Origin of the sequence: Variovorax sp. VaC1, assembly GCF_043658315.1 — a bacterium.
Lineage (GTDB): Bacteria > Pseudomonadota > Gammaproteobacteria > Burkholderiales > Burkholderiaceae_C > Variovorax.
Genome location: NZ_JBIGLT010000003.1, coordinates 730,917 through 756,083, shown reverse-complemented (window position 1 = coordinate 756,083; position 25,167 = coordinate 730,917). Strand labels below are relative to the sequence as shown.

The 25,167-nt window shown below is 67.4% G+C and carries 22 protein-coding genes; 10 read left to right on the top strand and 12 right to left on the bottom strand.

The window, feature by feature from the left end:
• The first annotated feature begins 25 nt into the window (after positions 1 to 25).
• The 4 genes from ACGLHS_RS15775 to ACGLHS_RS15760 all read left to right on the top strand — a co-directional run bounded on the left by ACGLHS_RS15775 (position 26) and on the right by ACGLHS_RS15760 (position 7,797).
• Complete coding sequence (locus ACGLHS_RS15775; protein WP_394481017.1) at positions 26 to 2,632, top strand: [protein-PII] uridylyltransferase; 2,607 nt, start codon at positions 26 to 28, stop codon at positions 2,630 to 2,632.
• Positions 2,633 to 2,720: 88 nt separating this feature from the next.
• A complete protein-coding gene (locus ACGLHS_RS15770) occupies positions 2,721 to 3,749 on the top strand; it encodes a sensor domain-containing diguanylate cyclase (RefSeq protein ID WP_394481015.1) in 1,029 nt (342 codons plus the stop codon).
• Positions 3,750 to 5,747 carry a diguanylate cyclase gene (locus ACGLHS_RS15765; RefSeq protein ID WP_394481013.1) on the top strand — a complete coding sequence of 666 codons (1,998 nt, stop codon included), beginning with the start codon at positions 3,750 to 3,752 and terminating at the stop codon, positions 5,745 to 5,747.
• Between the two features lie 160 nt (positions 5,748 to 5,907).
• On the top strand, positions 5,908 to 7,797 hold the full coding sequence (locus ACGLHS_RS15760; protein WP_394481011.1) for a GspE/PulE family protein: 1,890 nt from the start codon (positions 5,908 to 5,910) through the stop codon (positions 7,795 to 7,797).
• A 70-nt stretch (positions 7,798 to 7,867) separates the two neighbouring features.
• Here ACGLHS_RS15760 and ACGLHS_RS15755 read toward each other — a convergent pair whose 3' ends face one another.
• Positions 7,868 to 9,235, bottom strand: a complete 1,368-nt coding sequence (locus ACGLHS_RS15755) for a putative bifunctional diguanylate cyclase/phosphodiesterase (RefSeq protein WP_394481009.1) — start codon at positions 9,233 to 9,235, stop codon at positions 7,868 to 7,870.
• Positions 9,236 to 9,369: 134 nt separating this feature from the next.
• A complete protein-coding gene (locus ACGLHS_RS15750) occupies positions 9,370 to 9,708 on the bottom strand; it encodes a hypothetical protein (RefSeq protein ID WP_394481008.1) in 339 nt (112 codons plus the stop codon).
• 119 nt (positions 9,709 to 9,827) lie between these two features.
• Here ACGLHS_RS15750 and ACGLHS_RS15745 point away from each other — a divergent pair, with 119 nt between their 5' ends.
• Genes ACGLHS_RS15745 through ACGLHS_RS15735 form a run of 3 tightly spaced genes read left to right on the top strand, consistent with a single transcriptional unit; the run spans position 9,828 to position 12,571 of the window.
• Complete coding sequence (locus ACGLHS_RS15745; RefSeq protein ID WP_394481006.1) at positions 9,828 to 10,505, top strand: HAD family hydrolase; 678 nt, start codon at positions 9,828 to 9,830, stop codon at positions 10,503 to 10,505.
• Entirely contained in the window at positions 10,502 to 12,157 is a 1,656-nt protein-coding gene (pgm, locus tag ACGLHS_RS15740) for a phosphoglucomutase (alpha-D-glucose-1,6-bisphosphate-dependent) (protein ID WP_394481004.1), read from the top strand. The genes ACGLHS_RS15745 and pgm overlap by 4 nt, the downstream gene beginning before the upstream one ends.
• Positions 12,158 to 12,172: 15 nt before the next feature.
• On the top strand, positions 12,173 to 12,571 hold the full coding sequence (locus ACGLHS_RS15735; protein ID WP_394481002.1) for a PPC domain-containing DNA-binding protein: 399 nt from the start codon (positions 12,173 to 12,175) through the stop codon (positions 12,569 to 12,571).
• 18 nt (positions 12,572 to 12,589) lie between these two features.
• On the opposite strand, the gene ACGLHS_RS15730 is transcribed toward ACGLHS_RS15735, so the two are convergent.
• Genes ACGLHS_RS15730 through ACGLHS_RS15720 form a run of 3 tightly spaced genes read right to left on the bottom strand, consistent with a single transcriptional unit; the run spans position 12,590 to position 14,569 of the window.
• On the bottom strand, positions 12,590 to 13,666 hold the full coding sequence (locus ACGLHS_RS15730; RefSeq protein WP_394481000.1) for an aldo/keto reductase: 1,077 nt from the start codon (positions 13,664 to 13,666) through the stop codon (positions 12,590 to 12,592).
• Complete coding sequence (locus ACGLHS_RS15725; RefSeq protein WP_093240372.1) at positions 13,663 to 14,016, bottom strand: TIGR04076 family protein; 354 nt, start codon at positions 14,014 to 14,016, stop codon at positions 13,663 to 13,665. The genes ACGLHS_RS15730 and ACGLHS_RS15725 overlap by 4 nt, the downstream gene beginning before the upstream one ends.
• Positions 14,017 to 14,032: 16 nt before the next feature.
• Entirely contained in the window at positions 14,033 to 14,569 is a 537-nt protein-coding gene (locus tag ACGLHS_RS15720) for a cupin domain-containing protein (RefSeq protein ID WP_093240375.1), read from the bottom strand.
• 223 nt (positions 14,570 to 14,792) lie between these two features.
• Between ACGLHS_RS15720 and ACGLHS_RS15715 the strand changes: the two genes are divergently transcribed.
• Both ACGLHS_RS15715 and ACGLHS_RS15710 read left to right on the top strand, forming a co-directional pair.
• Positions 14,793 to 15,092, top strand: a complete 300-nt coding sequence (locus tag ACGLHS_RS15715) for a DUF3311 domain-containing protein (protein WP_394480997.1) — start codon at positions 14,793 to 14,795, stop codon at positions 15,090 to 15,092.
• Positions 15,089 to 16,600, top strand: a complete 1,512-nt coding sequence (locus tag ACGLHS_RS15710) for a sodium:solute symporter (RefSeq protein ID WP_394480995.1) — start codon at positions 15,089 to 15,091, stop codon at positions 16,598 to 16,600. The genes ACGLHS_RS15715 and ACGLHS_RS15710 overlap by 4 nt, the downstream gene beginning before the upstream one ends.
• Before the next feature lie 15 nt (positions 16,601 to 16,615).
• Here ACGLHS_RS15710 and ACGLHS_RS15705 read toward each other — a convergent pair whose 3' ends face one another.
• The 4 genes from ACGLHS_RS15705 to ACGLHS_RS15690 form a co-directional block, all read right to left on the bottom strand.
• Entirely contained in the window at positions 16,616 to 17,986 is a 1,371-nt protein-coding gene (locus tag ACGLHS_RS15705) for a homoserine dehydrogenase (protein WP_394480993.1), read from the bottom strand.
• A 272-nt stretch (positions 17,987 to 18,258) separates the two neighbouring features.
• The gene (locus ACGLHS_RS15700) at positions 18,259 to 19,314 is read right to left on the bottom strand and encodes an amino acid ABC transporter permease (protein WP_394480991.1); all 1,056 of its coding nucleotides are present in this window, start codon (positions 19,312 to 19,314) and stop codon (positions 18,259 to 18,261) included.
• Positions 19,311 to 20,309: an amino acid ABC transporter permease gene (locus tag ACGLHS_RS15695; protein WP_394480989.1), complete on the bottom strand. Its 999-nt coding sequence runs from the start codon at positions 20,307 to 20,309 to the stop codon at positions 19,311 to 19,313. Before ACGLHS_RS15695 ends, ACGLHS_RS15700 begins: the two co-directional genes overlap by 4 nt.
• Positions 20,306 to 21,349, bottom strand: coding sequence for an amino acid ABC transporter substrate-binding protein (locus ACGLHS_RS15690; RefSeq protein WP_394481471.1), 1,044 nt, complete (start codon positions 21,347 to 21,349; stop codon positions 20,306 to 20,308). Before ACGLHS_RS15690 ends, ACGLHS_RS15695 begins: the two co-directional genes overlap by 4 nt.
• Before the next feature lie 176 nt (positions 21,350 to 21,525).
• On the opposite strand from ACGLHS_RS15690, the gene ACGLHS_RS15685 reads away from it, so the two are divergent.
• Positions 21,526 to 21,921: a DoxX family protein gene (locus ACGLHS_RS15685; protein ID WP_394480987.1), complete on the top strand. Its 396-nt coding sequence runs from the start codon at positions 21,526 to 21,528 to the stop codon at positions 21,919 to 21,921.
• Between the two features lie 10 nt (positions 21,922 to 21,931).
• Here ACGLHS_RS15685 and def read toward each other — a convergent pair whose 3' ends face one another.
• From def to ligA, 3 genes are all read right to left on the bottom strand, one after another.
• Positions 21,932 to 22,471, bottom strand: a complete 540-nt coding sequence (gene def, locus ACGLHS_RS15680) for a peptide deformylase (RefSeq protein ID WP_093240397.1) — start codon at positions 22,469 to 22,471, stop codon at positions 21,932 to 21,934.
• A gap of 53 nt (positions 22,472 to 22,524) precedes the next feature.
• On the bottom strand, positions 22,525 to 22,959 hold the full coding sequence (locus tag ACGLHS_RS15675) for a hypothetical protein (protein WP_256327293.1): 435 nt from the start codon (positions 22,957 to 22,959) through the stop codon (positions 22,525 to 22,527).
• Positions 22,960 to 23,074: 115 nt separating this feature from the next.
• Positions 23,075 to 25,162, bottom strand: a complete 2,088-nt coding sequence (gene ligA / locus ACGLHS_RS15670; protein ID WP_394480984.1) for an NAD-dependent DNA ligase LigA — start codon at positions 25,160 to 25,162, stop codon at positions 23,075 to 23,077.
• Positions 25,163 to 25,167: the final 5 nt, after the last annotated feature.

Sequence of the window (25,167 nt, the reverse complement as noted above, 5' to 3'; positions counted from 1 at the left end):
CGCGCCCCGAGCGCGCCCCCCGGCCGTGATCGAAGCAGCCAAGATCGACGTGGCGACGCTGCGCGAAGCCTATCGCGCGAAGAAGCTCGCCCTCTTCGACACCCTGCGCTTTGCGCGCGCCCCCACGCGCAGCGTGCACACCGTGCTGCGCCAGCTCTCGGCGCTGGCCGACCAGACGCTCTGCACGCTCTGGGAAGAAGCCGATTTCGGCGATTCGCTGACGCTGGCGGCCGTGGGCGGCTTCGGCCGCGGCGAGCTGTTTCCGTATTCCGATGTCGACGTGCTCCTGCTGCTGCCGCCCGAAGGCCACGAGAGCGAGATCGACCCGGCCCGCATCGAGGCCTTCATTGGCCATTGCTGGGACGCGGGCCTGGAAATCGGCTCCAGCGTGCGCACGGTCGAAGAGTGCCTGGCCGAAGCCGAGAAAGACGTCACCGTCCAGACCTCGCTGCTCGAAGCCCGGCTGATCGCCGGCAACAAGAAGCTCTTTACCGCCTTTCGCCGCCGCTTCACGCGCGCCATCGATCCGCAGGCCTTCTTCGTCGCCAAGTCGCAAGAGATGCGGCACCGCCACCAGAAGTTCGACAACACGCCCTACGCGCTCGAACCCAACTGCAAGGAATCGCCCGGCGGCCTGCGCGACCTGCAGACCATCTTGTGGATGACCAGGGCCGCCGGCTTCGGCAGCCGCTGGGACGACCTTGCCAAGAACGGCCTGGCCACCTCGTTCGAAGCCCAGCAGATCAAGCGCAACGAAGCCCTGCTCTCGCTGATTCGCGCCCGACTGCACGTGATTGCCAACCGGCGCGAAGACCGGCTGGTGTTCGACCTGCAGACCGCCGTGGCCGCGAGCTTCGGCTACGAAAGCGAATCGCAGCGCAAGTCGAGCGAGGCGCTGATGCGGCGCTACTACTGGGCCGCCAAGGCCGTGTCGCAGCTCAACCAGATCCTGCTGCTCAACATCGCCGAACGGCTGCAGCCGCAGGGCGAGCAGCCCACGCCGATCAACGAGCGCTTCTACGAGCGCGCCGGCCTGATCGAGATCGCCAGCGACGACCTGTACGAACGCGAGCCGCATGCGGTGCTCGAAACCTTCCTGCTGTACCAGAAGACCATCGGCGTGAAGGGCCTGTCGGCGCGCACGCTGCGCGCGCTGTACAACGCGCGCCACGTGATGGACAGCAAGTTCCGCAACGACCCGGTCAACCACGAGACCTTCATGCGGATCCTGATGCAGCCCTACGGCATCACGCATGCCTTCCGGCTGATGAACCAGACCTCGGTGCTGGGGCGCTACCTGCGCGTGTTCCGCAGCATCGTGGGGCAGATGCAGCACGACCTGTTCCACGTGTACACGGTCGACCAGCACATCCTGATGGTGCTGCGCAACGTGCGCCGCTTCTTCATTGCCGAGCATGCGCACGAATATCCGTTCTGCTCGCAGCTCGCGGCCGGCTGGGACAAGCCGTGGATTCTTTATGTGGCGGCGCTGTTCCACGACATCGCCAAGGGCCGCGGCGGCGACCATTCGACGCTGGGCGCGCGCGACGTGCAGCGCTTCTGCAAGCAGCATGGCATTGCGCGCGAAGACGCGAAGCTCATCGAGTTTCTCGTCGCCGAGCACCTGGTGATGAGCCAGGTCGCGCAAAAGCAGGACCTGAGCGACCCCGAGGTGATCGGCGCCTTCGCCAAGCGCGTGGGCAACGAGCGCTATCTCACCGCGCTGTACCTGCTGACGGTCGCCGACATCCGCGGCACCTCGCCGCGCGTGTGGAATGCCTGGAAAGGCAAGCTGCTCGAAGACCTGTACCGCTTCACGCTGCGCGCGCTCGGCGGGCGCATGCCCGACCCGGACGCCGAGGTCGAGTCGCGCAAACGCGAAGCGCTGGTGCTGCTCGCCCTGCACGCCCAGCGCTTCGAGGCGCACAAGGCCCTGTGGGACACGCTCGACGTCGGCTACTTCATGCGCCACGACGCCACCGAGATCGCCTGGCACGCCAAGCAGCTCTCGCGCTTCGTGCCGCCCAAGAACGTGCCCATCGACCCGAAGGCGCCGCCCATCGTGCGCGCGCACCTGTCGCCGGTGGGCGAAGGGCTGCAGGTGGTCGTCTACACGCCCGACCAGCCCGACCTGTTCGCGCGCATCTGCGGCTACTTCGACCAGTCGTCCTTCAGCATCCTCGATGCCAAGGTGCACACCACGAGCAACGGCTACGCGCTCGACACCTTCCAGGTCGTGACCACCTTCCTGCCAGACCACTACCGCGACCTCATCAGCATGGTCGAGTCGGGCCTGGCGCAGACGCTCACCGAGGCCGGCGCCCTGCCCGCGCCCAGCATGGGCCGGGTGTCGCGCCGGGTGCGCAGCTTTCCGATCAAGCCGCGCATCAGCCTCGTGCCCGACGACAAGGCGCAGCGCTGGGTGCTCAGCATCTCGGCCAGCGACCGCGCGGGCCTGCTGTATTCGGTGGCTCGCGTACTCGCGCGCCATCACCTGAACCTGCAGCTCGCCAAGGTCACGACGCTGGGCGAGCGCGTCGAAGACAGCTTCCTCATCAGCGGCCCCGAACTGCAGGGCCAGAAGACGCAGCTGGCCATCGAAACCGACCTGATGGAAGCCCTGGCCTCCTGAGCAACCGATTCCCGAGTGGCGCCGCGGGTCATGCGGCCCATCGCCACGCCAGGCCGACGTTTCGGACCATCGCCTTCAGAATGCCGACATGGACACTTTGATCGAACAGCTTTCCGACTCGGTCTCTTCGGCAAAGACGCTGGAAGACCTCACGCGTCCGATGCTCGAGATGCTCGAAGTGGTGACCGGCCTCGAATCGACCTACCTCACGACCATCGACCTCGACAAGGGTCTGCAGCACATTCTTTTTGCGCGCAACGCCAGGCAGCTGACCATTCCCGAAGGGCTGTCGGTGCCCTGGTCCGACACGCTGTGCCGGCGCGCGCTCGAAGAAGGCCGCACCTACACCGACGACGTCGCGAATTGCTGGGGCGACTCCGACGCGGCGCGGCAGCTCGGCATCCAGACCTATGTGAGTACGCCCGTGAAAACCGACAGCGGCGGCCTCTTCGGCACGCTGTGCGCGGCCAGCGCGGTGCGCCTTCCGCTGTCGTCGCGCGCGGAATCGGTGCTCCAGCTTTTCGCGCGGCTGATCGGCCAGCAGGTCGAGCGCGAGCTGCTGTTCGTCAAGCTCAAGAAGGCCAACACCGAGCTGGCCGCCTATGCATCGACCGACGCCCTCACCGGCCTGGCCAACCGCCGCTCGCTCATCGAGGCGCTGCGCCGCATGCTCGCGCAGGGCGCGCAAGACGGTCATTGGGTGCTGGTCGGCTTCATCGACCTCGACGGTTTCAAGCAGATCAACGATGCGCACGGCCACGATGCCGGCGACGAATTCCTGGCCGCGATGGCCGCGCGGCTTTCGACCTCGCTGCGCGCGAACGACATGCTCGCGCGTTTCGGCGGCGACGAGTTCGTGGTGATCGGCCCCGGCCCGGCGCTGGGCGAAGCGCCCGCCGGCGCGGCACGGGCGCTCGAAGCGCGCGTGGCGGCCAGCACAGTCAGCGAACTGAAGCTGCATCGGGCGACGGTGCGCTACGAAGGGGCCAGCGTCGGCGTGGTGGCCGTCGACCCGCGTGCCGCCTCCGCCGAGGAAGCCCTGCGAAAGGCAGACGACGCCATGTACGAGGTCAAGCGCAGCCGCCGTGCGGCCGCCAGGGAAACGTCGTCCGTCTGAATGAAAACCGACTGGCTGGCTCGCCTCGAAAGCGCCCTGGGTTCGCTCAAGGCGCGGATCACGATGGGCGGGATTCTGGCGCTGGTGCTCGGCATCGGGCTGATCACCACCGTCCTGGTGGGCCGGACGGAGCACGACCTTCTTGAATCGCAGCGCCAGCGCGAGCTGAGCGAATCGGTGCGCACCGCCGCGCTGCTGGGCCACAACGTGATCCAGCTGCAGCGGGTGCTCGAATCCGTGACGGCGATGCTCGACGAACCCACGCTGGACGACCCCGCCGCGCTGAAGGCGTTCATGCAGAACAAGCCGGTGATGCGGAACTTCTTCGCCACCGTCTACGTGGCGACGCCCGATGGGCAGGTGCGCATCGTGGCCGACGAAAAGGGCCTGTCGTGGCCCACGCTGAACATCCGCGACCGCCAGTATTTCAGCCTCACGCTGGCCGAGGGCCGGCCCACGGTGTCCACCGCGCTGCGCGGGTCGATCAGCGGCGAGCCCATCGTGGCCTTCACGCAGCCGGTGCGCAATGCCAACGGCATCTACGGTGTGCTCGGCGGCACGCTGCGGCTGTCCAGCCGCGACCTGCTCGACGGGCTGGTCGACGCGCAGGAAAGCGACGCCAGCTCGCTCATCGTCGTCACCGACACCCAGGGCCTGGTGCTGGCCCACCCCGACCGCAAGAAGCTCCTGCATTCGATCTCCGACGAGCCCCGGCTGGCGCAGGCCTTCAAGGCCTGGCAGGCCAGCGGCGCGCCGATCGAGCCCCAGGGGGTTCTGCTGCCGCAGGCGCGCGAGATCGTCAGCGCCGCCGGCGTGCCGGGGCCCGACTGGATCGTGTGGCGCGAGCGCTCCGAAGCCGAGGTGCTGGCACCCGTCAAGGCTGCGCGCGAGCAGGCGATGGTGTGGGCCGGCAGCCTTGTCGCTGTGCTGTCGGCCGGGCTCTTCCTGATCCTGTGGTGGCTGCTGCAACCGCTGACGCTGCTGGAGCGCCGCGCGCAGCACATGTTCGACAGCGGCATGAAGGCCGAAGACGGCTGGCCGAACGCTGATGGAGAAATCGGCAATCTGGGCAAGGTGTTGCGCCAGGTCGGCATCCAGCGCGCCGGGCTGGAGCAACTCAACAGCGAAATGATCAGCAAGCTGCGCTCGGTGATGCGCGCGGCGCCCATCGGCATCGCCTTCGTTCGCGACCGCCGCTTCGAGCTGGTGAGCGACGAGCTGTGCCGGATGCTCGCCTATACGGCCGACGACCTGCTGGGCCAGCCGGTCGACCTGATCGTCGTGCCACCGGAAAACGACCAGCCCGACCTTGCCGCCCTCGAAAAAGAGGCCTTTGCCAGCGGCAACTCGTACGTGGGCGAACGGCGCATGCGGCGCGGCGACGCCTCCCGCTTCTGGGCCCGGCTGCGCAGCCGGCCGGTCGATGCGGCGCAGACCGATCTCGGCTCGATCTGGACGCTGGTCAACATCGAAGAGCAGCGCAACGCCCGCCGCGCGCTCGAATGGTCGGCCGCCCATGACGGCCTGACCGGGCTGGCCAACCGCCAGCGCTTCGACCAGCAGGCGCAGCGGCTGATCGGCGCCCGACCCGGCTCGCTGCCCGCGGCGCTGGTGTTCATCGACCTGGACCACTTCAAGGCGGTCAACGACACCGCCGGCCATCTCTCGGGCGACGCGATGCTGCGCGCGGCGGCCGCGGCCATCATGTCGCGCGTGCGCTCCGGCGACCTGGCCGCGCGCATCGGCGGCGACGAATTCGCGTTGCTGCTCGAACAGTGCAGCCACGAGGCGGCGGTGGGCGTGGCGGAAGACATCGTGGCCTCGATTTCAGCCATCGCGCTGCCCTGGCTGTCGGGCAGCCTGCAGGTCGGCGCCAGCATCGGCGTGGCCAGCCTCACGCCCGAGATCGACTCCGTCGATGCCTGGGTCGAAGCCGCCGATGCCGCGTGCTACGCCGCGAAGGCGGCCGGTCGTGGCGTGGTGCGCGTGGGCCGCTAGCAACCCGCTTCCGACGCTGGCGAGCCACAGGGCATTTCCCCACGCGGGGGACACGTTACGATGCGTGTCAAGCAAGACACAATCTGTTTACGTTTTCAATCCGCCGCACCGGGGCTTTGCCGCGCAGAGCCCGAGCCAGCCCCAACAGGAGATCGATCTCATGTCATCGACCGAAGTCGTCATGCCCGAGCAATTGCTGAAGGAGCTCGACGCGCAGAGCCGCATGCCGATCGCGCGGATCGGCGAGGCACTGGCAGCGCTGGGCATGATCACCGAAGACCAGCTGCACGCCGGGCTGGCCCAGCAGAAGAAAGAGCCCCACGTGCCGCTGGGCGAGACGTTGGTGCGCATGGGCGTCGTGAGTCGGGGCCAGCTCCAGACCGCGCTGGTGCGAAAGATGGGCTACCCCCTGGTGAACCTGCACATGTTTCCGGCGACGACGGAAGCCCTGCGCAAGATCAACCACGCCGTTGCCCGGCGCCTGCAGGTCATGCCGCTGATGGTGCACGAGGGGCGCCTCATCCTTGCACTCGAAGACCTGTCCGACCGGCATTCGGTCATCGACGAGGTGGAGTTCATCGCGCAGATGAAGGTCGTTCCGGTGCTGGGCAAATGCCTCGACCTGGACAGCGTGCTGCAACGCACGTACGAGAAAGCCGGCGAGCTGGCGACCGGTTTTTCGTTCGGCATCGATCCGGCGCAGCCCATCGAGTTCGACATGGCCGGCACCGGCGAGCTGCTGCAGACGCTCGAGAAGGAAGAACTGTCGCTCGCCAGCACCGAGGCAGCACCGGTCGAGCAATCGGACAACTCGCTGGTGCGGATGATCAACAGCATGATCCTCGAGGCGCACCGCGAGGGCGCATCGGACATCCACATCGAGAGCTACCCGGGGCAGGAAAAGACCCGCATCCGGTTTCGCCGCGATGGCCGGCTCTACACCTACCTGGAGCTGCCGCCCAGCTACCGCAACGAGATCGTCGCGCGCGTGAAGATCATGTGCGACCTGGACATCAGCGAAAAGCGCAAGCCGCAGGACGGAAAGATCAACTTCGCCAAGTTCTCGCCGCAGCATCGGATCGAGCTGCGGGTGGCGACCATTCCCACCAGCGGCGGCCTCGAAGACGTGGTGATGCGCATCCTGGCCTCGGCCAAGCCCATTCCCATGAGCGAGCTGGGCCTGTCAGAGCGCAACCTCGCGCAGCTGGCGCAGGCCGTGGAGCGCCCCTACGGGATGGTGCTGTGCGTCGGGCCCACGGGCTCGGGCAAGACCACCACCCTGCACTCGGCGCTGATGCACATCAACACGCCCGAGCGAAAGATCTGGACCGCGGAAGACCCCATCGAGATCACGCAGACCGGCTTGCGACAGGTGCAGGTCAACCCGCGCATCGACTGGACCTTCGCCAAGGCCCTGCGCGCCTTCGTGCGCGCCGACCCCGACGTGATCATGGTCGGCGAAATCCGCGACGAGGAAACCGCGAAGACGGCCATCGAAGCCTCGCTGACCGGCCACCTCGTGCTGTCGACCCTGCACACCAACAGCGCCCCCGAAACCGTGACCCGGCTGCTGGACATGGGCATGGACCCCTTCAACTTCGCGGACTCCCTGCTGGCGGTGCTGGCCCAGCGGCTGGTGCGCCGCCTGTGCAGCCACTGCGTCAGCAGCAGCCCCGCCAGCCCGGAACAGGCCGAGGAACTGCTGGCCAACTACATGCACCCCTTCGGCTCGCACGACACCCCGAAGGAACGCGAAACCGTGCGCAGCGACTGGCTGCGCCGCTACGGCCGCGACGGGCAGTTGCAGGTCTACAGGAGCGTGGGATGCAAGCACTGCAACGACACCGGCTTCAAGGGCCGCGTCGGCATCCATGAACTGATGGTGATGTCGAAGGGCCTGCGCCGGCTCGTGCAGGGCGGCGCGCGCGCGGAAGAAATTCAGGAAGCCGCGCTGGGCGAAGGCATGCGTACGCTGCGGCAGGACGGTATCGAGAAGGTGCTTGCCGGCAAGACGACCTTCGATGAGATCCGCGCAACCAGCAATGTGTGAGCGGGCCTGAAGGCGGGGGCGCGATACCCCGCGCCACAGCCGGCAATCGCCGGCATTCAGGGCATCAGGGTCAGGCGGCCGGAGATGGCGGCAGCGCCACGCCCGCCGTCGAGCCCGTGCCCCACAGCGGCGCCCGCTCGAACTCGGCCACCCACGCCAGCACGTCCTTGGCGGCCATCGGCATCGCGATGCCGTAGCCCTGCGCCAGCGTGCAGCCCATGGCGAGCAGTGCTTCGCCCTGCCCCAGCGTTTCCACGCCCTCGGCCACGGCTGTGAGCCCGAGCGCCTGCAGCAGCGCGAGGATGCCCTGCACGATCGCGCGGTCTTGGGCGTTGTCGAGCATGCCGCGCACGAAAGACTGGTCGATCTTCACCGCCGACACCGGCAGTTGCCGCAGGTAGGTCAGCGACGAATAGCCGGTGCCGAAGTCGTCGATGGTCACGCCCACGCCGAGCGCCTTGCAGGCCTCCACGAAGAGCGCCACGTTGGCGAACTGGCTGATGGCGGTGGTTTCGAGGATCTCCAGCTCCAGCATGCCGGCGCCCAGGTTCGGAAACTGCGACAGGTGGCGCGACAGCCGGTCGACGAAGTCCCACCGCATCATGTGGCGCGGCGCCACGTTCACGCTGACCGAAATCTGAAGGCCGGCCAGGCGCCACTGGTGCGCCTGCCAGAGTGCCGTGCCGATGGCCCAGTCGCCGATCTGCTCGACCAGCACGTCGTCTTCGATCAGCGGCACGAACTGCACGGGCGGCAGCAGGCCGCGCTCGGGGTGCTGCCAGCGGATCAGCGCCTCGACGCCGACCACCACGCCGCGCTGCATGTCGACCTTGGGCTGGTAGACGAGGAAGAACTCGTCGCGCACCAGCCCCTCTTGAATGCGCTGACGCTCGCGCACCACCTGCTCGTCGGCGCGGGCCTGCGGGGCGTCGAAGTAATGGACCTTGCCGTCGGAAGCGCGCTTGGCAAAGAAGGCCGCGTGCTGCGCCTGGCGCAAGGCGGTTTCGGGCGGCGGGCCGTTGCTGTCGAGCAGCATGGCGCCGATGCTGGCGTCGAGGCTGACGGTCTGGTCGCGCCAGGTCCAGGGCACGGCCAGCGCGGCCTGGATGCTTTCGAGCACCTGCGCGCATTGCGAGGTGCCCAGGCCGGCGAACACGGCGGCGAATTCGTCGCCGCCGACGCGGGCCATCACGCTTTCGCGCGGCAGCTGGGCCTGGATGCGCCGGGCCACTTCTTCCAGCGCGGCATTGCCGGCCACCATGCCCAAGCGGTCGTTGAGATCGCGGAAACGGTCGATGTCGAGATAGCACACCGCAGCCAGGCGCTTGCCTGAGCGGGCCCAGTCGGCCATCAAGGGGCGCAGCACCTCATCCGGCGGAAGGCGTGCCGAGCCGTCGTGGTGCGACGGGAGTGAGACGACGGGTTGCTTGGACGACAAGAAAGAGAGGCTCCGAAAAGGCGCGGACTATTGTTCTCCCAATTCGGGGCTTTCCACGGTTTGCAACGCAGATTTGTTACCAGCGCGGTTTACGCACAACACTTGGACGCGGAAAGCAGCACGAACGGTGGCGATCAGCCGCAGTACGCCCCCACGATGCGGCCCGTGGGCTCGACCTGGACATTGAGCCGCGTCGCGTCCTGCACCGGGTCCGTGGGGTCGGTCGCCAGCACGGTGCGGCCCAGCCGGGCGCCGGCGCGCTGGCGCATTTCTTCCAGCAATGGCGCGGTGACGCGCAGCCCCAGCCCGAAGCGCACGGCGGCGGCCTGGCAGGCTTCGGGCGGCGACGCAAAACTGGGCGGCTCGGGCACCTCGGAGGTCAGCGGCCGGTCCTTGGGCGGCGCCTGGCAGCCGGCCAGCACAAAAGCCAGGGCCAGAAAGCAGATTCGTCCTCGACCATTCGTCATGCGCATTTTTTGCTCCTTGAAACTGGTGGGAGCTTATCCAAGGTTTCGCCTCCCGATGGCCTCGCGCCACGATCGAGGGGTATGCTGCCCACGACGCGCAGCACAGGCCCACGGCCCTATCTTCCATGACACAGCCTGCAGACACCGTTTTCCTGATCGACGTCGACAACACCCTGCTCGACAACGACCGCGTCGTGGACGACCTGCGCGCCCACCTCGAAGAAAGCTTCGGCGCCGAAAGCGCCAGCCGCTACTGGGTGGCGCTGGAGGCGCTGCGCAGCGAACTGGGCTACGTCGACTACCTGGGCGCCCTGCAGCGCTACCGCGCCGAGGAAAGCCGGCGCGGCATGAGCGACTCGCGCCTGCTGCTGATGTCGGGCTTTCTCATCGACTACCCCTTTGCCGACCGGCTGTACCCGGGGGCGCTGGCGGCGCTGCAGCACCTGCGCCGCCACGGGCCCACGGTGATCCTGTCCGACGGCGACGTGGTGTTCCAGCCGCGCAAGGTGCAGCGCTCGGGCCTGTGGGACGCCACCGAGGGCCGCGTGCTGATCTACGTGCACAAGGAGCAGATGCTCGACACCATCGCGCAATGCCACCCCGCCGCGCATTACGTGATGGTCGACGACAAGCTGCGCATCCTTGCCGCCATGAAGGCGATCTGGGGGCCGCGCCTGACCACCGTCTTCGTGCGGCAGGGCCACTACGCGCTCGACACACAGGCCATTGCCGCCTACGCGCCCGTCGACATCACCATCGAACGCATCGGCGATCTGGTCAACATCGACTTTTCTTCGACATGAGCCAAGCCACCAACCCTCTCGCGGGCCAGCCCGCACCGCTCGACCTGCTGGTCAATGTGCCCCGGCTGATCTCGGCCTACTACACGGGGCAGCCCGACCCCGCCGTGCCGGCCCAGCGCGTGGCCTTCGGCACCTCGGGCCATCGCGGCTCGTCGTTCGACAACGCCTTCAACGAATGGCATGTGCTGGCAATCAGCCAGGCCATCTGCGACTACCGCAAGCAGAAAGGCATCGACGGGCCGCTGTTCCTGGGCATCGACACGCATGCGCTGTCGACGCCCGCGTTCAACAGCGCGGTCGAGGTGCTGGCGGCCAACGGCGTCGAGCTGATGCTGTCGAAGGACGACGAATACACGCCGACACCGGCCGTGTCGCACGCGATTCTGGTCTACAATCGCGGGCGCACGAGCGGGCTGGCCGACGGCATCGTCATCACGCCCTCGCACAACCCGCCCGAAAGCGGCGGCTTCAAGTACAACCCGCCCAACGGCGGCCCGGCCGGCACCGACATCACTTCCGCCGTGGAAGCCGCCGCCAACAAGATGCTGGCGAACAAGCTCGACGGCGTGAAGCGCATGCCACTCGCGCAGGCATTGCGCGCCGCCACCACGCACCAGCACGACTACCTGAACACCTACGTCGAAGACCTGGCGCAGGTGCTCGACATGGACGCGATCCGCGGCGTGGCGATCGACCTGGGCGTCGATCCGCTGGGCGGCGCGGGCGTGCACTACTGGCCGGCCATTGCCGAGCGCTACAAACTCGAGCGCCTGGCCGTGCTCAACCAGGAGGTCGACCCGACCTTCCGCTTCATGTCGCTCGACTGGGACGGCCGCATCCGCATGGACCCATCATCACCCGACGCGATGCACAAGCTGATCGCGCTGAAAAACCGCTTCGGCATTGCCTTTGCCTGCGACACCGACCACGACCGCCACGGCATCGTCGCGCGCAGCGCGGGGCTGATGCAGCCCAACAGCTACCTCGCGGTGATGGTCGATTACCTCTACACGCATCGCCCGCAGTGGCCGGCGCAGGCAGCTGTCGGCAAGACGGTGGTGAGCAGCCAGATGATCGACCGCGTCACCGCGCGGCTGGGCCGCAAGCTGTACGAAGTGCCTGTGGGCTTCAAGTGGTTCGTCGACGGGCTGGTCGATGGCTCGCTGGGCTTTGGCGGCGAAGAAAGCGCGGGCGCGACCTTTCTGCGGCTGGACGGCTCGACCTGGACCACCGACAAGGACGGCCTCGTGCCCGCCCTGCTCTCCGCCGAGATCGCTGCGCGCACCGGGCGCGACCCCGGCGAGCGCTATGCCGAGCTGACGCAGGCGCTGGGCCAGCCCGTGTCCGACCGGGTGGATGCTGCGGCCACGGTCGAGCAGAAGAAACGGCTGTCGAGCCTGTCGCCGGAGCAGATCCGTTCGACCGATCTGGCGGGCGAGAAGATCGTCAACGTGCTGAGCCATGCGCCGGGCAACGGTGCGGCCATCGGTGGCGTGAAGGTCATGACCGAGAACGGCTGGTTCGCTGCGCGGCCTTCGGGCACGGAGAACATCTACAAGATCTACGGCGAGAGCTTCCTGGGCAAGGAGCATCTGGCGCGCATTCTCGAAGAGGCGCAGCACGTGGTGGATGGCGCGCTCTCTGGCGCCTGAGCGAACGCGCACGGCATGCAAACGACAGTGCTGCGGCTGAACCCGGGCGACGACCTGCGGGCCGCGCTCGATCTCGTGCTGAAGCAAGGCGGCGGCAAGGCCGCGTTCGTGGTGTCGGGCATCGGCAGCCTCGCCGGCGCAAGCATCCGTTTCGCGGGGGCCGAAGCGCCGGCACGGATCGAAGGCGCACTGGAAATTCTCACGCTCGCGGGCTCGCTGTCGCCGGACGGTTCGCACCTGCACATCAGCGTGTCGGATACCGAGGGGCGCGTCTTCGGCGGCCATGCGGCGCCGGGGTGCGTGGTGCGCACCACGGCCGAGATCCTCATCGCGCAGCTGCCCGACTGGCAGTTCTCGCGCGAAACGGATGCCGCGACCGGCTATGCCGAACTGGTGCCGCGCCGCCTGAGCTGAACGCTTGGTGCGCCGCCTTCAGTGCGGCGTGTCGTTCAGGTCGTATTTCATGATCCGGCCGTGGCGCCCTTCGAGGTCGCGCTCGACGGCATACACGTCGCCGCTGGGCGCATTGCGCTGCGACAGCACCGCATCCAGCGCCCCAAGATCGGCCGCGTCGAGCTGCAGGTCGAGCACCTTCAGGTGGTCCGCAAGATGGTCGCCGCGCCGCACGCCCACGATGACGGCCGCGACGGCCGGCTGCTGCAGCACCCAGCGCATGGCCACCGTCGGGATCGACACGCCATGCCGCTGCGCAACCCGTTGCAGCTGCACCAGCAGTTGCTGAAACAGGTCCCAGCCGCCGAAGTCGTCGATGACGAGCTTGTACTTGACCAGCGAGCGGTTCTCGAAGGTGTGGCCCGGATCGCTCTTGCCCAGCCAGCGCTCCGACAGGAAACCACCGGCCACGCTGCCGTAGCACAGCAGTTTCATGCCCGACTGCGCGCAGTACGGCGTCATGAGCGGCAAGGGCCGCTGGTCGAGCAGCGAATACTGCACCTGCATGCTGAACAAGGGTACGCCCGCTTCTGCCAGCTCACGCGCGTGCGGCGTGTCGAAATTGGTGCCGCCCACGCGGTCGATCTTGCCGGCGCGCTGAAGCTCGGTGAGCCAGTGCGCGACTTCGAGATAGCGCGGCACGCTGTAGTCCCACCAGTGGAACTGCACGAGGTCGAGCCGCTCCATGCGCAAGCGCTTGAGCGAGCGGTCGATGGTCTGCTCGACCTGGCGCTTGTCGATGGTTGGCAGGATCGCAAGGTCGGGCACGAACTTGGTGTGCACCCGCAGTTGCGCAAGGCTGTCCTGGCCGTGGCGCTGCAGATGGTCGGCGCGGAACTCGCCGATCATTTCTTCGACGCCCGTGTAGATGTCGGCGCAATCGAAGGTAGTGATGCCGGCGTTGTAGTAAGCCGCCATGTCGGCGATGGCGCTTGCGCGGTCGACGTCACCATGGCCGCCGGCCAGTTGCCAGCCGCCCTTGAGCAAACGGGAGATCGAGTAGCCGGGTGCGAGTTCGATGCGGTGCTGCGAAGAAGAGGTGAGAGAAGAAGTCATGAAGGCTCGTTCGAGGGATGGACCACCGCCGTGGTGTCGGCGTGGCGAAAGGTGCGCAGCCCGATGCGGGTGATGCGAAAGCGCGACGGGCAATGCGGATCGGGGCATGCCACCTCGGCGTCGGTGCTCATCCAGTCGTTCGCATCGGTGGGCCGCTGCTTGGCGGCCAGCAGCGGCAGCAAGGCGCCGAGCGAGTAGATCGAAAAGCCCTGCCCTTCAGGCAGATGCAGCATCTCGCCGCGCAGCTCGAAGAAATCGCCGACCTTCGCGCCGCAGTAAAGCCTGGCGCCTTCGGGGGCGACGACCTCGACGCGCAGGTCATGGAGCGTGAAACGGGTGTCGGTGGTCATCGGGGGCCTTGGGGGTTCAGGGGTTGGGTGGCGTCACCGACAGGATGATTTCGGTGGGCGCCTGCGACTGGTTCATGTAGCGGTGCGGCAGGCGCGAGTCGAACGAGATGCTCTCGCCGGCCAGCACCGGGTAATCGACGCCCGCGATCTGCGCCACCAGCGCGCCGCCGACGACGTACACGCACTCCGTCGAGGCATGGCCGCGCGGTTCGTCGGCCGACACCTGCCCCGGCTGCAGCACGGCGCGCAGCACTTCGAGCTGCCCGTTGCCGGCCGTGAGGCGTTCGTAGCCGACCTGCCCCTTGGGCGCGGTAAGCAGCGAGCGTTCGCCCGGACGGCTGATCCACACCGAAGGCGGCGCCGGCGCGGAGAACAGCGAAGACACCGATTCGCCAAAAACGCCAGCCAGCCGGCGCATGGTGTCCAGGCTCGGATCGGTGACCGAGCGCTCGATCTGGCTCAGCAGCGTGGCCGAAACGCCAGCCTGGGCGGCCAGATCGCGCAGCGACAGGCCGCGCACGGTACGCAGCTCCTTCAGTCGTTCACCGATCATGCGGGCATCCTGATTTTGTGCAGTGTGGCTTCATTGGATGGCGATGGTATGTGCTGTGTGGCTGCACGTCAACGGTGCTTTCTCCCGAAGCCTGTGCACTGGAATATTGCCAAGAAACAAGCTAATGAAGAACAAAAAATAGCGGAATACCATCTTGCGCTTTCCGGCAATCCGGTTGCACACTCCGTCGAGTTTTGTGCAGTACCACTTTACAGGAACCGAGATGGCCGACGTCCCCACCGCGCGCAGCAGAAGCAAGCCACCCCGCCTTGGCCACCGATGGCTGCTGGTGTTCCCCTTCGTCTGGCAAGCCTGCCTGGCGCCGGCAGTGAACGACATCGCCGCCACGCCCTTCGGACTGCCCTTTCCGATGTTCTGGCAGATGGCCGGCATCGTGCTCACGAGCGTGGTGATCGCGCTGGTCTTCAGGCTCGATGCGCGCGCCGGCGTGGACGCCGAAGAGGCCGAGTTCCTCGCGAAGAGCCAGCAGGCCGACGACGCAGGCAAGGACGGCACGCCATGAAGCTCGCGATCGTCCTGGCCATCTTGCTGGCCACGGTGGCGGGCGCCATCGCCTACGGCCGCCGCACCCGCCATGGCAAGAGCTTTGCCGACTGGGCCGTCGGTGGACGCAGCCTGGGCACGCTGGTGTTCTGGTTCATGAATGCGGGCGAGGTCTATACGACCTTCGCGGTGCTCGGCATCTCGGGCTACGCATGGGCGCTGGGCGCGCCCGCCTACCTCGCGTTCTGCTCGGTGTCGATGAGCTATGCGGTCGGCTATTGGCTCATGCCGAAGATCTGGCGCGCGGGCCGGCTCGGGCGGCTGCTCACGCAGTCGGACTTCTTCGCCGCGCGCTACGACGCGCCCTGGCTCGGCGTGCTCACGGGCGTGGTAGGCATCGCCTCGCTGGTCGTGTACGTGCAGATCCAGTTGGTGAGCCTCGGGTTGATCGTGCAGCTCACGCTGGGCAGCAGCATCTCGGGCGAAGCCGCGACGGTGGGCGCGGGCCTGCTGATGGTGGCCTTCGTCTTCACGGCAGGCGTGCGTTCGGCCGCCTTCGCGGCTGGCGTGAAAGACGTGCTGATGGTCATCGTCGTGGTGCTTCTGAGCGTGACAGTGGCCAGCAAGGTCGGCGCGGCCTCGCTGCTCGACCTGTTCTCGATGGCCGAGGCGCAGCACCCCGGCATCGGCAAGTTTCCGGGGCTGGACGCCACGTCGCCCACCACTGCGATCTGGCTCATGACATCGGCTATCAACATCGCGCTGGGCAACTGGGTCTTTCCGCACCTGTTCCAGATGTCGTACACGGCGCACAGCGCCACGGCGATCCGCCGCAATGCGATCTGGCAGCCGCTGTATTCGCTGGCTTATTTCTTCATCATCCTGCTGGGCTTCGCGGCGCTGCTGGCCCACACGCAACCTCCGGGCGACAACCTGAACGCGGCGCTGCTGCAGTTCGTGTCGGACCGCTATCCGGCGTGGATGGTCGGCCTTCTCGCGGGCACGGGCTTTCTGCTGGCACTGGCGCCAGGCTCGCTGCTGTTGCTGACGGCCGGCTCGATCTTCACGCGCAACGTGGTGCGGCCGTTCCGGCCCGGGTTGGGCGAGCGTGGGTCGCTGGCGCTGTCGCGCGGCTCGCTGGTGGTGTTCGCGGCCATCGCGGTGTGGCTGTCGGTCAGCCAGAAGGGCTCGCTGGTGAAGATCCTGCTCGACGCCTATTCAGCCATCGGCATGCTCGCGCCCGGCGTGTTCCTCGGCTTCTTGTGGAAACGCACGAGCGCGATCGGCGTGCTGGCGGGGCTGGTGGCGGGCTTTGTCGCCCTGCTGGCGCCTTTCGCGGCGAAGTTCTGGGCGACGGCCGTGCCGCAGTGGGAGGCTGGGCTGATCGCGATGGCGATCAACGCGGCGGTGGTCGTGGTCGTCAGCCTGGCCACGGCAGCGCCGCGGCGCGAGGCGATCGCGCTGGGGCTGCAGGATGAGCCACTGCCTGACTCGGCCGAGCCGGAGCTGCGCGCTCGGACGGTCTGACGCACTGAAGGGCGCTCAGGCCTCCAGCGCTTCCACGCGCAGCGTCACCACCGGGCCAGCGACTTCCGCGCGCGCCTGCAGTGCATGCGCCGCCAGGTCGAGCGCGCCCTGCGACACAGGCCCTGTCAGCACCAGCACCTGCGGACCGACACCGGGCCGCTCGGCCGCCAGCGCCACCTGCCGAACCGGCACGCGCTGCTCGGCAAGACAGGCCGTCACCGCCTGGATCTGGCCGACCGCGTGCACCGGCACCCGCAGGTAGTGCACCGTGTGCACGGCCGCGCGCGGCAGCACCGGCAAGGCGTTCATCGCGTGGGCATGCACGCCCAGATGCGGCACATGGTTCGCGGCATGCACCCCATCGAGCCGCGCCACGTCGACCAGGTCGGCAATCACGGCCGATGCGGTCTGCTCCGAGCCGGCACCCGCGCCGTAGTACATCGTCAGGCCGGCGGCATCGCTCTTGACCATGACCGCGTTCATCGACCCGTTCACATGCGCCATCAGGTGGTCGGCCGGCACCAGCGCGGGCTGCACGCGCAGCTCCACGCCGTCTGCCTTGCGGCGCGCCACGCCGAGCAGCTTGATGCGGTAGCCCAGTTGCTCGGCGCAGGCCACGTCCAGCCCTTGCAAGGCGGTGATGCCCTCCACCTGCGCATCGACAAAGCGCAGCGGCATGCCGAAAGCATTGGCGGCAAGCAGCGTCAGTTTGTGGGCGGCATCGATGCCCTCGATGTCGAATGTCGGGTCGGCTTCCGCGTAGCCGAGCGACTGGGCCTGCGCGAGCGCGCTCGCGAAGTCCAGCCCCTCGTCGCGCATCTTGCTCAGGATGAAGTTGGTGGTGCCGTTGATGATGCCCGCCACCCATTCGATGCGGTTGGCCGCAAGGCCCTCACGCAGCGCCTTGATGATCGGGATGCTCACGGCCACGGCGCCTTCGTAGGCCACGACCACGCCCTTCTCCCGCGCGGCGGCGAAGATTTCAGTGCCGTGCACCGCCAGCAAGGCCTTGTTGGCCGTGACCACGTGCTTGCCATGCGCGATGGCGGCCAGCACCCAGTCGCGCGCGGGGCCGGTGCCGCCCGCCACTTCCACCACCACATCGACGTCGGGGTGCGTGGCCACGTGCAGTGGGTCGGCGGTGAGCGGCACGCTGCCTTCGACGATCGCGCCTGCTCGCTCGAGGTTGCGGGCCGCAACGATCACCAGCTCGATTGCCCGGCCGGCACGGGCCGCGATGTCGGCCCGGTTGCGGGCCAGCACGCGAAAGGTGCCCGAGCCCACGGTGCCGATACCGATCATCCCCACGCGCAGGGGACGAATGGCCGCCCGATCGGTGTTCAGGCTGTGCAGGGGCTCGGGGGATTCAACGGGATCGCGGTACATGGACATCTCCAGACGAAAAAACAAAACCCAGCTGCCAGAGCTGGGTTGATTCGTTCGGGGAGAGAGCGATACACCAGGTGGCTGCCGGAACGGCCACCTGCGCGTGCTCAGGTGGCCGCGGTGGTAATGGTGGTAATCATTCGAGCAACAACCATCGCCTGCGCGGAGGCAGGCGGCATCATGCGAGCCATGGAGGCTGCGGCGGATGCGGGGGGGAAGTTGTGGCTCGACATGAGGGCCGGAGTGTACAACAGGCTTGTTAACCAACCGGCTCAGGGCGCGGCCGACAGGCGCTTTTCGAGCCACACGCTGTAGCGCGAGAGCCCGAAGCACAGCACCCAGTACACGGCCGCGATGAACAGGTAGCCCTCGAGGTAGAACGGCCGCCAGGTCGGATCGCCGCCAAGCGCCAGACCCAGCGCACCGGTCAGCTCGAACAGGCCGACCACCGTGACCAGCGAGGTGTCTTTCAGCGTGCCGACGACGCTGTTGGTCAGCGCCGGCACCACGAGCCGCAGTGCCTGCGGCAGCACGATGTCACGCTGCACCGGCCAGCGGCCGAAGCCGAGCGCCATCGCGACCTCGGTCTGCTCGCGCGGCACCGCCTGCAGGCCGCCACGGATGATCTCGGCCAGATAGGCCGCCACGAACAGCGTGAGGCCCGCGAGCACCCGCACCAGCACGTCGGGCTGCCAGCCCGCGGGCCACAGCAGCGGCAACAGGAACGAGGCCATGAACAGCACCGAGATCAACGGCACGCCGCGCACCAGCTCGATGTAGCTCGCGCTCAGCGTGCGCACCACGGGCCAGCCCGAGCGGCGCCCCAATGCCAGCAGCAACGCGAGCGGAAAGGCCAGCGACAGCCCGACCACGGCCAGCCCGATGGTGAGCGGCAAGCCACCCCAGCGGCTCGTCGGCACATGGCTCAGCCCGGCGACGCCACCACGCATCAGCAGCACGAACAACAGTAGCGCGCCAACCCACAGCGGCACCAGCCACCAGCGCCAGCTGCGCGGCCACGCACTGAGCACGGTGACCGCCGACAGCACGACCACCGCGATGGCTGGGCGCCATTGCTCTTCATAGGGAAAGCGGCCGAACAGCATCGGCCGCCACTTCTCGGCCACCACGCCCCAGCAGGCGCCGTGCTGCACCGCGCGGCAGGCTTCGGCATCGGGGCGGAACACGGCATGCACCACGCCCCACTCGACGACATGGAAACCGCCCCACACGAGCAGCGCAATCAACAGCACGGTCGCCAGCGCGCGAAGTGGCGAACCCCAGAGTTCGCTGCGCCACGCGATCGGGCCCTGTGCGACGTTCCTCATCGCCAGCCTCGCAGCGCGACGCGCGCGTTGTAGCGGTTCATGCCGAAGGAAATCAGCAGCGACAGCAGCAGGTAGACCGCCATGATGATCGCGATGCACTCGAAGGCCCGGCCATTCGAGCCGATGGTGGTGTTGGCCACCGACACCAGTTCGGGGTAGCCCACCGCCACCGCCAGCGACGAATTCTTGACGAGGCTCAGCAGTTGGTTGGTGAGCGAGGGCACGATCACCCGCAGCGCCTGCGGCAGGATCACGATGCGCAATTGCTGTATCGACGACAGCCCCAGCGCCTGCCCCGCAAGCACCTGCCCCTGCGAGACCGACAGGATGCCGGCGCGCACGATCTCGGCCACGAAGGCGGCCGAGTAGAAAGACAGCCCCGCCACGATGGTCACGTATTCGGGGCTCAGCGCGGCGCCACCGCTCACGCCGAAATCGCCGCGCTCGGGCCACTCGAAATGCGTGGGCCACCAGCCGCCCTCGCCCGCCACGGGCCAGGGCACGCTGAGGCCGCCCTTGCTGAGCCACACGCCCGGCATCAGGTGCACGGGCTCGGTCGGGTCGGGCAGCAGGTTGGCCATGGCGAAGGCCAACATCAACAGCTGCACCAAGAGCGGCACGTTGCGCAGCAACTCGACATACGCGGTGCAGATGCCGCGCAGCAGCACGTGCGGTGCCAGCCGGCCGATGCCGATCAGCGTGCCGAGCACAACCGCGAAGATGGCCGCCGGCACCGCCGCGCGCACCGTGTTGATCAGGCCCGCGAGAAATGCACGCCAGAAAGGCTGACTCGCATCGAAGTCGAGCCAGCCTTCGCTGATCGAGAAACCCGCAGGCTCGGTGAGAAAGTCGAAACCGGAGCGGACACCCCGCGCGCGCAGCACTTCGAGCGCGTGGTGCACCACCCAGGCCGCACCGGCCACGACAGCCAGCACCAGCAGCGCCTGGACCACCCAGGCCAGCCAGGCGCCGCGGCGCGAGGCCCTGCCGTTCATCGCACCGGTGGTGCGTAGATCAGGCCGCCTTTGCTCCAGAGGTTGTTCGAGCCGCGCGGCAGCTTGAGCACCGACTTCGGCCCGACATTGCGCTCGAACATCTCGCCGTAGTTGCCCACGGCCTTGATCGCGCGGAACGACCAGTCCTTGTCGAGGCCCAGCAGCTTGCCGAGGTCTTCGCCGGTGCCAACCAGCCGTTGCTGCGCCGGGTCCTTGCTGTTGGCCTTGAGCTGGTCGGCATTGGCCTGCGTGATGCCGAATTCTTCTGCCTCGATGAGCGCGTTGGGCACCCACTTGGCAATGGCGAACCATTCGTCGTCGCCACGGCGCACCAGCGGCGCGAGCGGCTCCTTGGAGATCAGCTCGGGCAGGATGATGTAGTCGTCGGGATTCGGCGCTTCCTTGTTGCGCAGGCCCGCCAGCGCCGAGGCGTCGGTCGTGAAGGCCTGGCAGCGGCCCGAGAAGAAGGCCTTGAACGAAGCCTCGAAGCTCTCGAACACGACGGTCTTGACCGGGATGTTCTGCGCGCGGAAGTAGTCCGACACGTTCTTCTCGTTGGTGGTGCCCGACTGCGTGCAGACGGTGGCGTTCTTCAGTTGCTTGGCGCTGGTCACCTTGAGCTTCTTCGGCACCAGGAAGCCCTGGCCGTCGTAGTAGGTGATGGTGGTGAAGTTGAAGCCGAGCGACGCGTCGCGCGTGAGCGTCCAGGTGGTGTTGCGCGCCAGGATGTCGATCTCGCCGGCCTGCAGGGCCGAGAAGCGCTGCTGCGAGTTGAGCGGCACGAAGTCGACCTTCTTGCCGTCGCCGAGCACGGCGGCCGCGATGGCGCGGCAGGTGTCGACATCGAGGCCCGACCAGTTGCCCTGGGTGTCGGGCGCCGAGAACCCGGCCACGCCGTTGGTCACGCCGCACTTGACGGTGCCGCGCTGCTTGACCGCATCGAGCGTCTTGCCGGCGAAGGCTGGGGCGGCAGAGGCCAAGGCGACGACGGACGCGGCGGCGAGCAGGGCCGGACGGAATCCGGCGAATCGGTTCTTCATCATTGGTGTTCTCCTCAACAGTAAGCAAAAGGCAGTGTACGGGGCGACACCGCACTCTGCCAAAGAACACCGGGTTGGATGCATATGCCGGCGATTCGCCCCTCATCCAGCGCCCGAAAGCGCTGGCGGTTCACTACCATACGGCCCTCGAATCACTCTCAAATGGAATCAACACAATGGTCAAATCCGACGACACCGGCAAGTTCATCCTGCGCGTTTCGCTTGGCGTCCTGATCCTGCTGCACGGCATCGCCAAGCTGCAGGGTGGCGTCGGCTTCATTTCCGGCATGCTGGCCCAGCACGGCCTGCCGGGCGCGCTGGCCTACCTGGTCTACATCGGCGAGGTGGTGGCGCCCGTGCTGCTGATCATCGGGCTCTACACGCGGCCCGCTGCATGGATCGTCGCGATCAACATGCTGGTGGCCTTTGCGCTGGTCCACATGAAGGAGCTGACGGCGCTCGGCAAGCAAGGCGGCTGGGCACTGGAACTGCAGGGCATGTTCCTGTTCGCGGCGCTGGCCCTCGCGTTCATGGGCGGCGGCCGCTTCGCCCTCAGCAGCAAATACAACTGAGCCGGCTCAGTCAGTCGTCATCGGCCGCATCGAGGCCTGGGAACAGGACCTCGGTGTAGCCGAAACGCGAGAAATCGCGCACCCGCATCGGGTAGAGCTTGCCCAGCAGGTGATCGACTTCATGCTGCACCACGCGCGCATGAAAACCGCTCGCGACCCGATCGATCGGATCGCCGTACAAGTCGAAGCCGGTATAGCGGACGTTGGCAAAGCGCGGCACCACGCCGCGCAGGCCCGGCACCGAAAGACATCCCTCCCAGCCCTCTTCCTCTTCATCGCTCAGCGGCGTGATGACGGGATTGAGCAGCACCGTGCGAGGCACCGGCGGCGCGTCGGGATAACGGGGGTTGACGATGTCGGTGCCGAAGATCACGAGCTGCTGGTCAACGCCGATCTGCGGAGCCGCGAGGCCCGCGCCGTTGACGGCATGCATCGTCTCGAACATGTCGCGCACCAGCAGGTGCAGTTCGTCGGTGTCGAAGGCGGCGACCGGCTGCGCGATGCGCAGCAGCCGGGGGTCGCCCATCTTGAGGATTTCGCGGATGGCCATGGCGCGATTATCGCGACGCTGCGCGATCTCACAGCACCATCAGGACGCGAAGGTCACTGATCGCGGACTGGGTTCGTCGTGCTGTGGATCGGCGTGCCCGGCAGGTTGGGCAACGCCGGCCGGCCGGTCGCCGGAAGCCCACCCGGCCGGACGGGTTGGGCAGGAATCCCGACGACAGGAGGACGCGGGTAGTTGCCCGGCCGCACGCCCCCCGGATACGGGTATCCGGGCCTGTTGTAGTAGGGGCGACGGTCGTAGTAGGGACGGTCGTAGTACGAGGGGCGGCGCTCGTAGTAGCCCCCGCCGTTGATGTAGACCGGCGCCGGTTGGACGACCACTGGCGCGGGATCGGTGTAGTAACCACCCGAGGAATAACCTCCGCCAGCGTAGCCCCCACCGTAATAGGGATCGCCTGGAACGGCGCAACCGGTCAGAAGCACGAGGCCGCCGAGGGCGATGGTGGCACCAAGAACACGAATTTTTTGCATGAGGGTCTCTCCTTATTGGCCTTCAGTTTGCTTTCAACGCCAGGTTGTAGACCCTGTTGACTGCGGCAGGATGAAGTCGCGTAACGGCCGGTAAAGAGAGCCCGCCGCTACGTCTTCATTTTTCCGGGACACCGTTCGCCAGAATCTCCAGCATACGCGCCTCGTCGATCACTTCGACCCCGATCTCGCGGGCCTTGTCGAGCTTGCTGCCGGCCTCTTCGCCGGCCACGAGGTAGTGGGTCTTCTTGCTGACGGAGCCGGCGACCTTGGCGCCGGCTGCCTCCAATTTATCCTTCGCTTCGTCGCGGCCCAGCGTAGGAAGGGTACCGGTGATGACGAAGGTCAGTCCCGCCAAAGGCTTGGGCGCACGCGCCGCGGGCTCGCCCTCTTCCCATGTCAGGCCGCAGGCGCGCAGCTGCTCGACCACCTCGCGGTTGTGCGGCTGGTCGAAGAAGGTGCGCAGGCTCTGCGCCACCACCGGCCCCACGTCGTTGACTTCGAGCAATTGCTCTTCGGTCGCGTCCATGATCGCGTCGAGCTTGCCGAAATGCTTGGCCAGGTCTTTTGCGGTGCTCTCGCCCACGTGGCGGATACCCAGGCCGAACAGGAAGCGCGGCAGCGTGGTCTTCTTCGAGGCTTCGAGCGCGTCGACAAGGTTCTTGGCCGATTTCTCGGCCATGCGGTCCAGCCCCGCCAGCGTGGTGAATCCGAGCTTGTAGAGATCGGGCAAGGTGCGGATGAGGTTGGCGTCGACCAGCTGCTCGACCAGCTTGTCGCCCAGGCCGTCGACATCGACCGCGCGCCGCGCTGCGAAGTGCAGGATGGCCTCTTTGCGCTGTGCCGCGCAGAACAGGCCGCCGGTGCAGCGGTAGTCGACTTCCCCCTCTTCGCGCACGGCCTCCGAGCCGCACACCGGGCACTGGTGCGGCATGGTGAACACCGGGCCGCGCTGCTCGTCAGGCTTGGCGAGGCTCTCGGGCACCACGCCAACCACTTCGGGAATCACGTCGCCCGCGCGCCGCACGATGACGGTGTCGCCCACGCGCACGTCCTTGCGACGGGCCTCGTCCTCGTTGTGGAGCGTGGCGTTGGTCACGGTCACACCGCCGACGAACACCGGCGCCAGCTTGGCCACCGGCGTGAGCTTGCCGGTGCGGCCGACCTGGATCTCGATGCCGAGCACCTCGGTCAGTTGCTCCTGCGCGGGGTACTTGTGCGCCACGGCCCAGCGCGGCTCGCGTGAGACAAAGCCCAGTTGCCGCTGCAGTTCGACGCTGTCGACCTTGTAGACCACGCCGTCGATGTCGTAGGGCAAGGCATCGCGCTGGCGGCCGATGTTCTCGTGGAACGCTATGAGTTCAATAGCACCCTTCGCACGCGCGGTCTGCGTTGCAACGGGAAACCCCCACGCATGGAATTGCTGCAGCCAGTCGAACTGCGTCGGGCAATCGGGTCCACCTTCGCTGGCTGGCGTCACTTCGCCGAGCCCGTAGGCAAAGAAGCTCAGCGGCCGTGCCGCGGCAATCGCCGGATCGAGCTGGCGCACCGCGCCGGCCGCCGCATTGCGTGGGTTGACGAACACCTTCTCGTTCTTCTGGCCCGCCGCGATCTTCTGACGCTGGCGCTCGTTGAGCGCGTCGAAATCGGCACGCTTCATGTAGACCTCGCCACGCACTTCGACCACGGGCGGCGCCTTGCCATTGAGCTTCAACGGAATCTCACGCACCGTGCGGATGTTCTGCGTGACCTCTTCGCCCACTTCGCCATCGCCACGCGTCGCGGCCTGCACCAGCACGCCGTTCTCGTAGCGCAGGTTCATGGCCAGGCCGTCGAACTTCAGCTCGCAGACGTATTCGACCTGCGGACCGTCTTCGGCCAGGCCCAGTTCCTTACGCACGCGCGCATCGAAGGCGCTGGCGCCGCCGGGCGTGATGTCGGTCTCGGTGCGGATCGACAGCATCGGCACCTTGTGGCGCACCTTGGTGAAACCGTCGAGCACCTTGCCACCCACGCGCTGCGTGGGCGAGTCGGGCGTGCGCAGCTCGGGGTACTCGGCTTCCAGGGCCTGCAGGCGCTGGAACAGCTTGTCGTACTCGGCGTCGGGCAGTTCGGGCGCGTCGAGCACGTAGTAGAGGTGAGCGTTGCGGTGAAGCTGTTCGCTCAGTGCGGCGGCTTCGCGAGCCGCTTCGTCGCGCGTCGTCATGGGGT

Bases quoted from the DNA above. Each gene is read 5' to 3' on its own strand.
- ACGLHS_RS15770 (WP_394481015.1), top strand. From the start codon at position 2,721: ATGGACACTTTGATCGAACAGCTTTCCGACTCGGTCTCTTCGGCAAAG.
- ACGLHS_RS15765 (WP_394481013.1), top strand. From the start codon at position 3,750: ATGAAAACCGACTGGCTGGCTCGCCTCGAAAGCGCCCTGGGTTCGCTC.
- ACGLHS_RS15760 (WP_394481011.1), top strand. From the start codon at position 5,908: ATGTCATCGACCGAAGTCGTCATGCCCGAGCAATTGCTGAAGGAGCTC.
- ACGLHS_RS15750 (WP_394481008.1), bottom strand. From the start codon at position 9,708: ATGCGCATGACGAATGGTCGAGGACGAATCTGCTTTCTGGCCCTGGCT.
- ACGLHS_RS15745 (WP_394481006.1), top strand. From the start codon at position 9,828: ATGACACAGCCTGCAGACACCGTTTTCCTGATCGACGTCGACAACACC.
- pgm (WP_394481004.1), top strand. From the start codon at position 10,502: ATGAGCCAAGCCACCAACCCTCTCGCGGGCCAGCCCGCACCGCTCGAC.
- ACGLHS_RS15735 (WP_394481002.1), top strand. From the start codon at position 12,173: ATGCAAACGACAGTGCTGCGGCTGAACCCGGGCGACGACCTGCGGGCC.
- ACGLHS_RS15730 (WP_394481000.1), bottom strand. From the start codon at position 13,666: ATGACTTCTTCTCTCACCTCTTCTTCGCAGCACCGCATCGAACTCGCA.
- ACGLHS_RS15725 (WP_093240372.1), bottom strand. From the start codon at position 14,016: ATGACCACCGACACCCGTTTCACGCTCCATGACCTGCGCGTCGAGGTC.
- ACGLHS_RS15720 (WP_093240375.1), bottom strand. From the start codon at position 14,569: ATGATCGGTGAACGACTGAAGGAGCTGCGTACCGTGCGCGGCCTGTCG.
- ACGLHS_RS15715 (WP_394480997.1), top strand. From the start codon at position 14,793: ATGGCCGACGTCCCCACCGCGCGCAGCAGAAGCAAGCCACCCCGCCTT.
- ACGLHS_RS15710 (WP_394480995.1), top strand. From the start codon at position 15,089: ATGAAGCTCGCGATCGTCCTGGCCATCTTGCTGGCCACGGTGGCGGGC.
- ACGLHS_RS15705 (WP_394480993.1), bottom strand. From the start codon at position 17,986: ATGTACCGCGATCCCGTTGAATCCCCCGAGCCCCTGCACAGCCTGAAC.
- ACGLHS_RS15700 (WP_394480991.1), bottom strand. From the start codon at position 19,314: ATGAGGAACGTCGCACAGGGCCCGATCGCGTGGCGCAGCGAACTCTGG.
- ACGLHS_RS15695 (WP_394480989.1), bottom strand. From the start codon at position 20,309: ATGAACGGCAGGGCCTCGCGCCGCGGCGCCTGGCTGGCCTGGGTGGTC.
- ACGLHS_RS15690 (WP_394481471.1), bottom strand. From the start codon at position 21,349: ATGAAGAACCGATTCGCCGGATTCCGTCCGGCCCTGCTCGCCGCCGCG.
- ACGLHS_RS15685 (WP_394480987.1), top strand. From the start codon at position 21,526: ATGGTCAAATCCGACGACACCGGCAAGTTCATCCTGCGCGTTTCGCTT.
- def (WP_093240397.1), bottom strand. From the start codon at position 22,471: ATGGCCATCCGCGAAATCCTCAAGATGGGCGACCCCCGGCTGCTGCGC.
- ACGLHS_RS15675 (WP_256327293.1), bottom strand. From the start codon at position 22,959: ATGCAAAAAATTCGTGTTCTTGGTGCCACCATCGCCCTCGGCGGCCTC.
- ligA (WP_394480984.1), bottom strand. From the start codon at position 25,162: ATGACGACGCGCGACGAAGCGGCTCGCGAAGCCGCCGCACTGAGCGAA.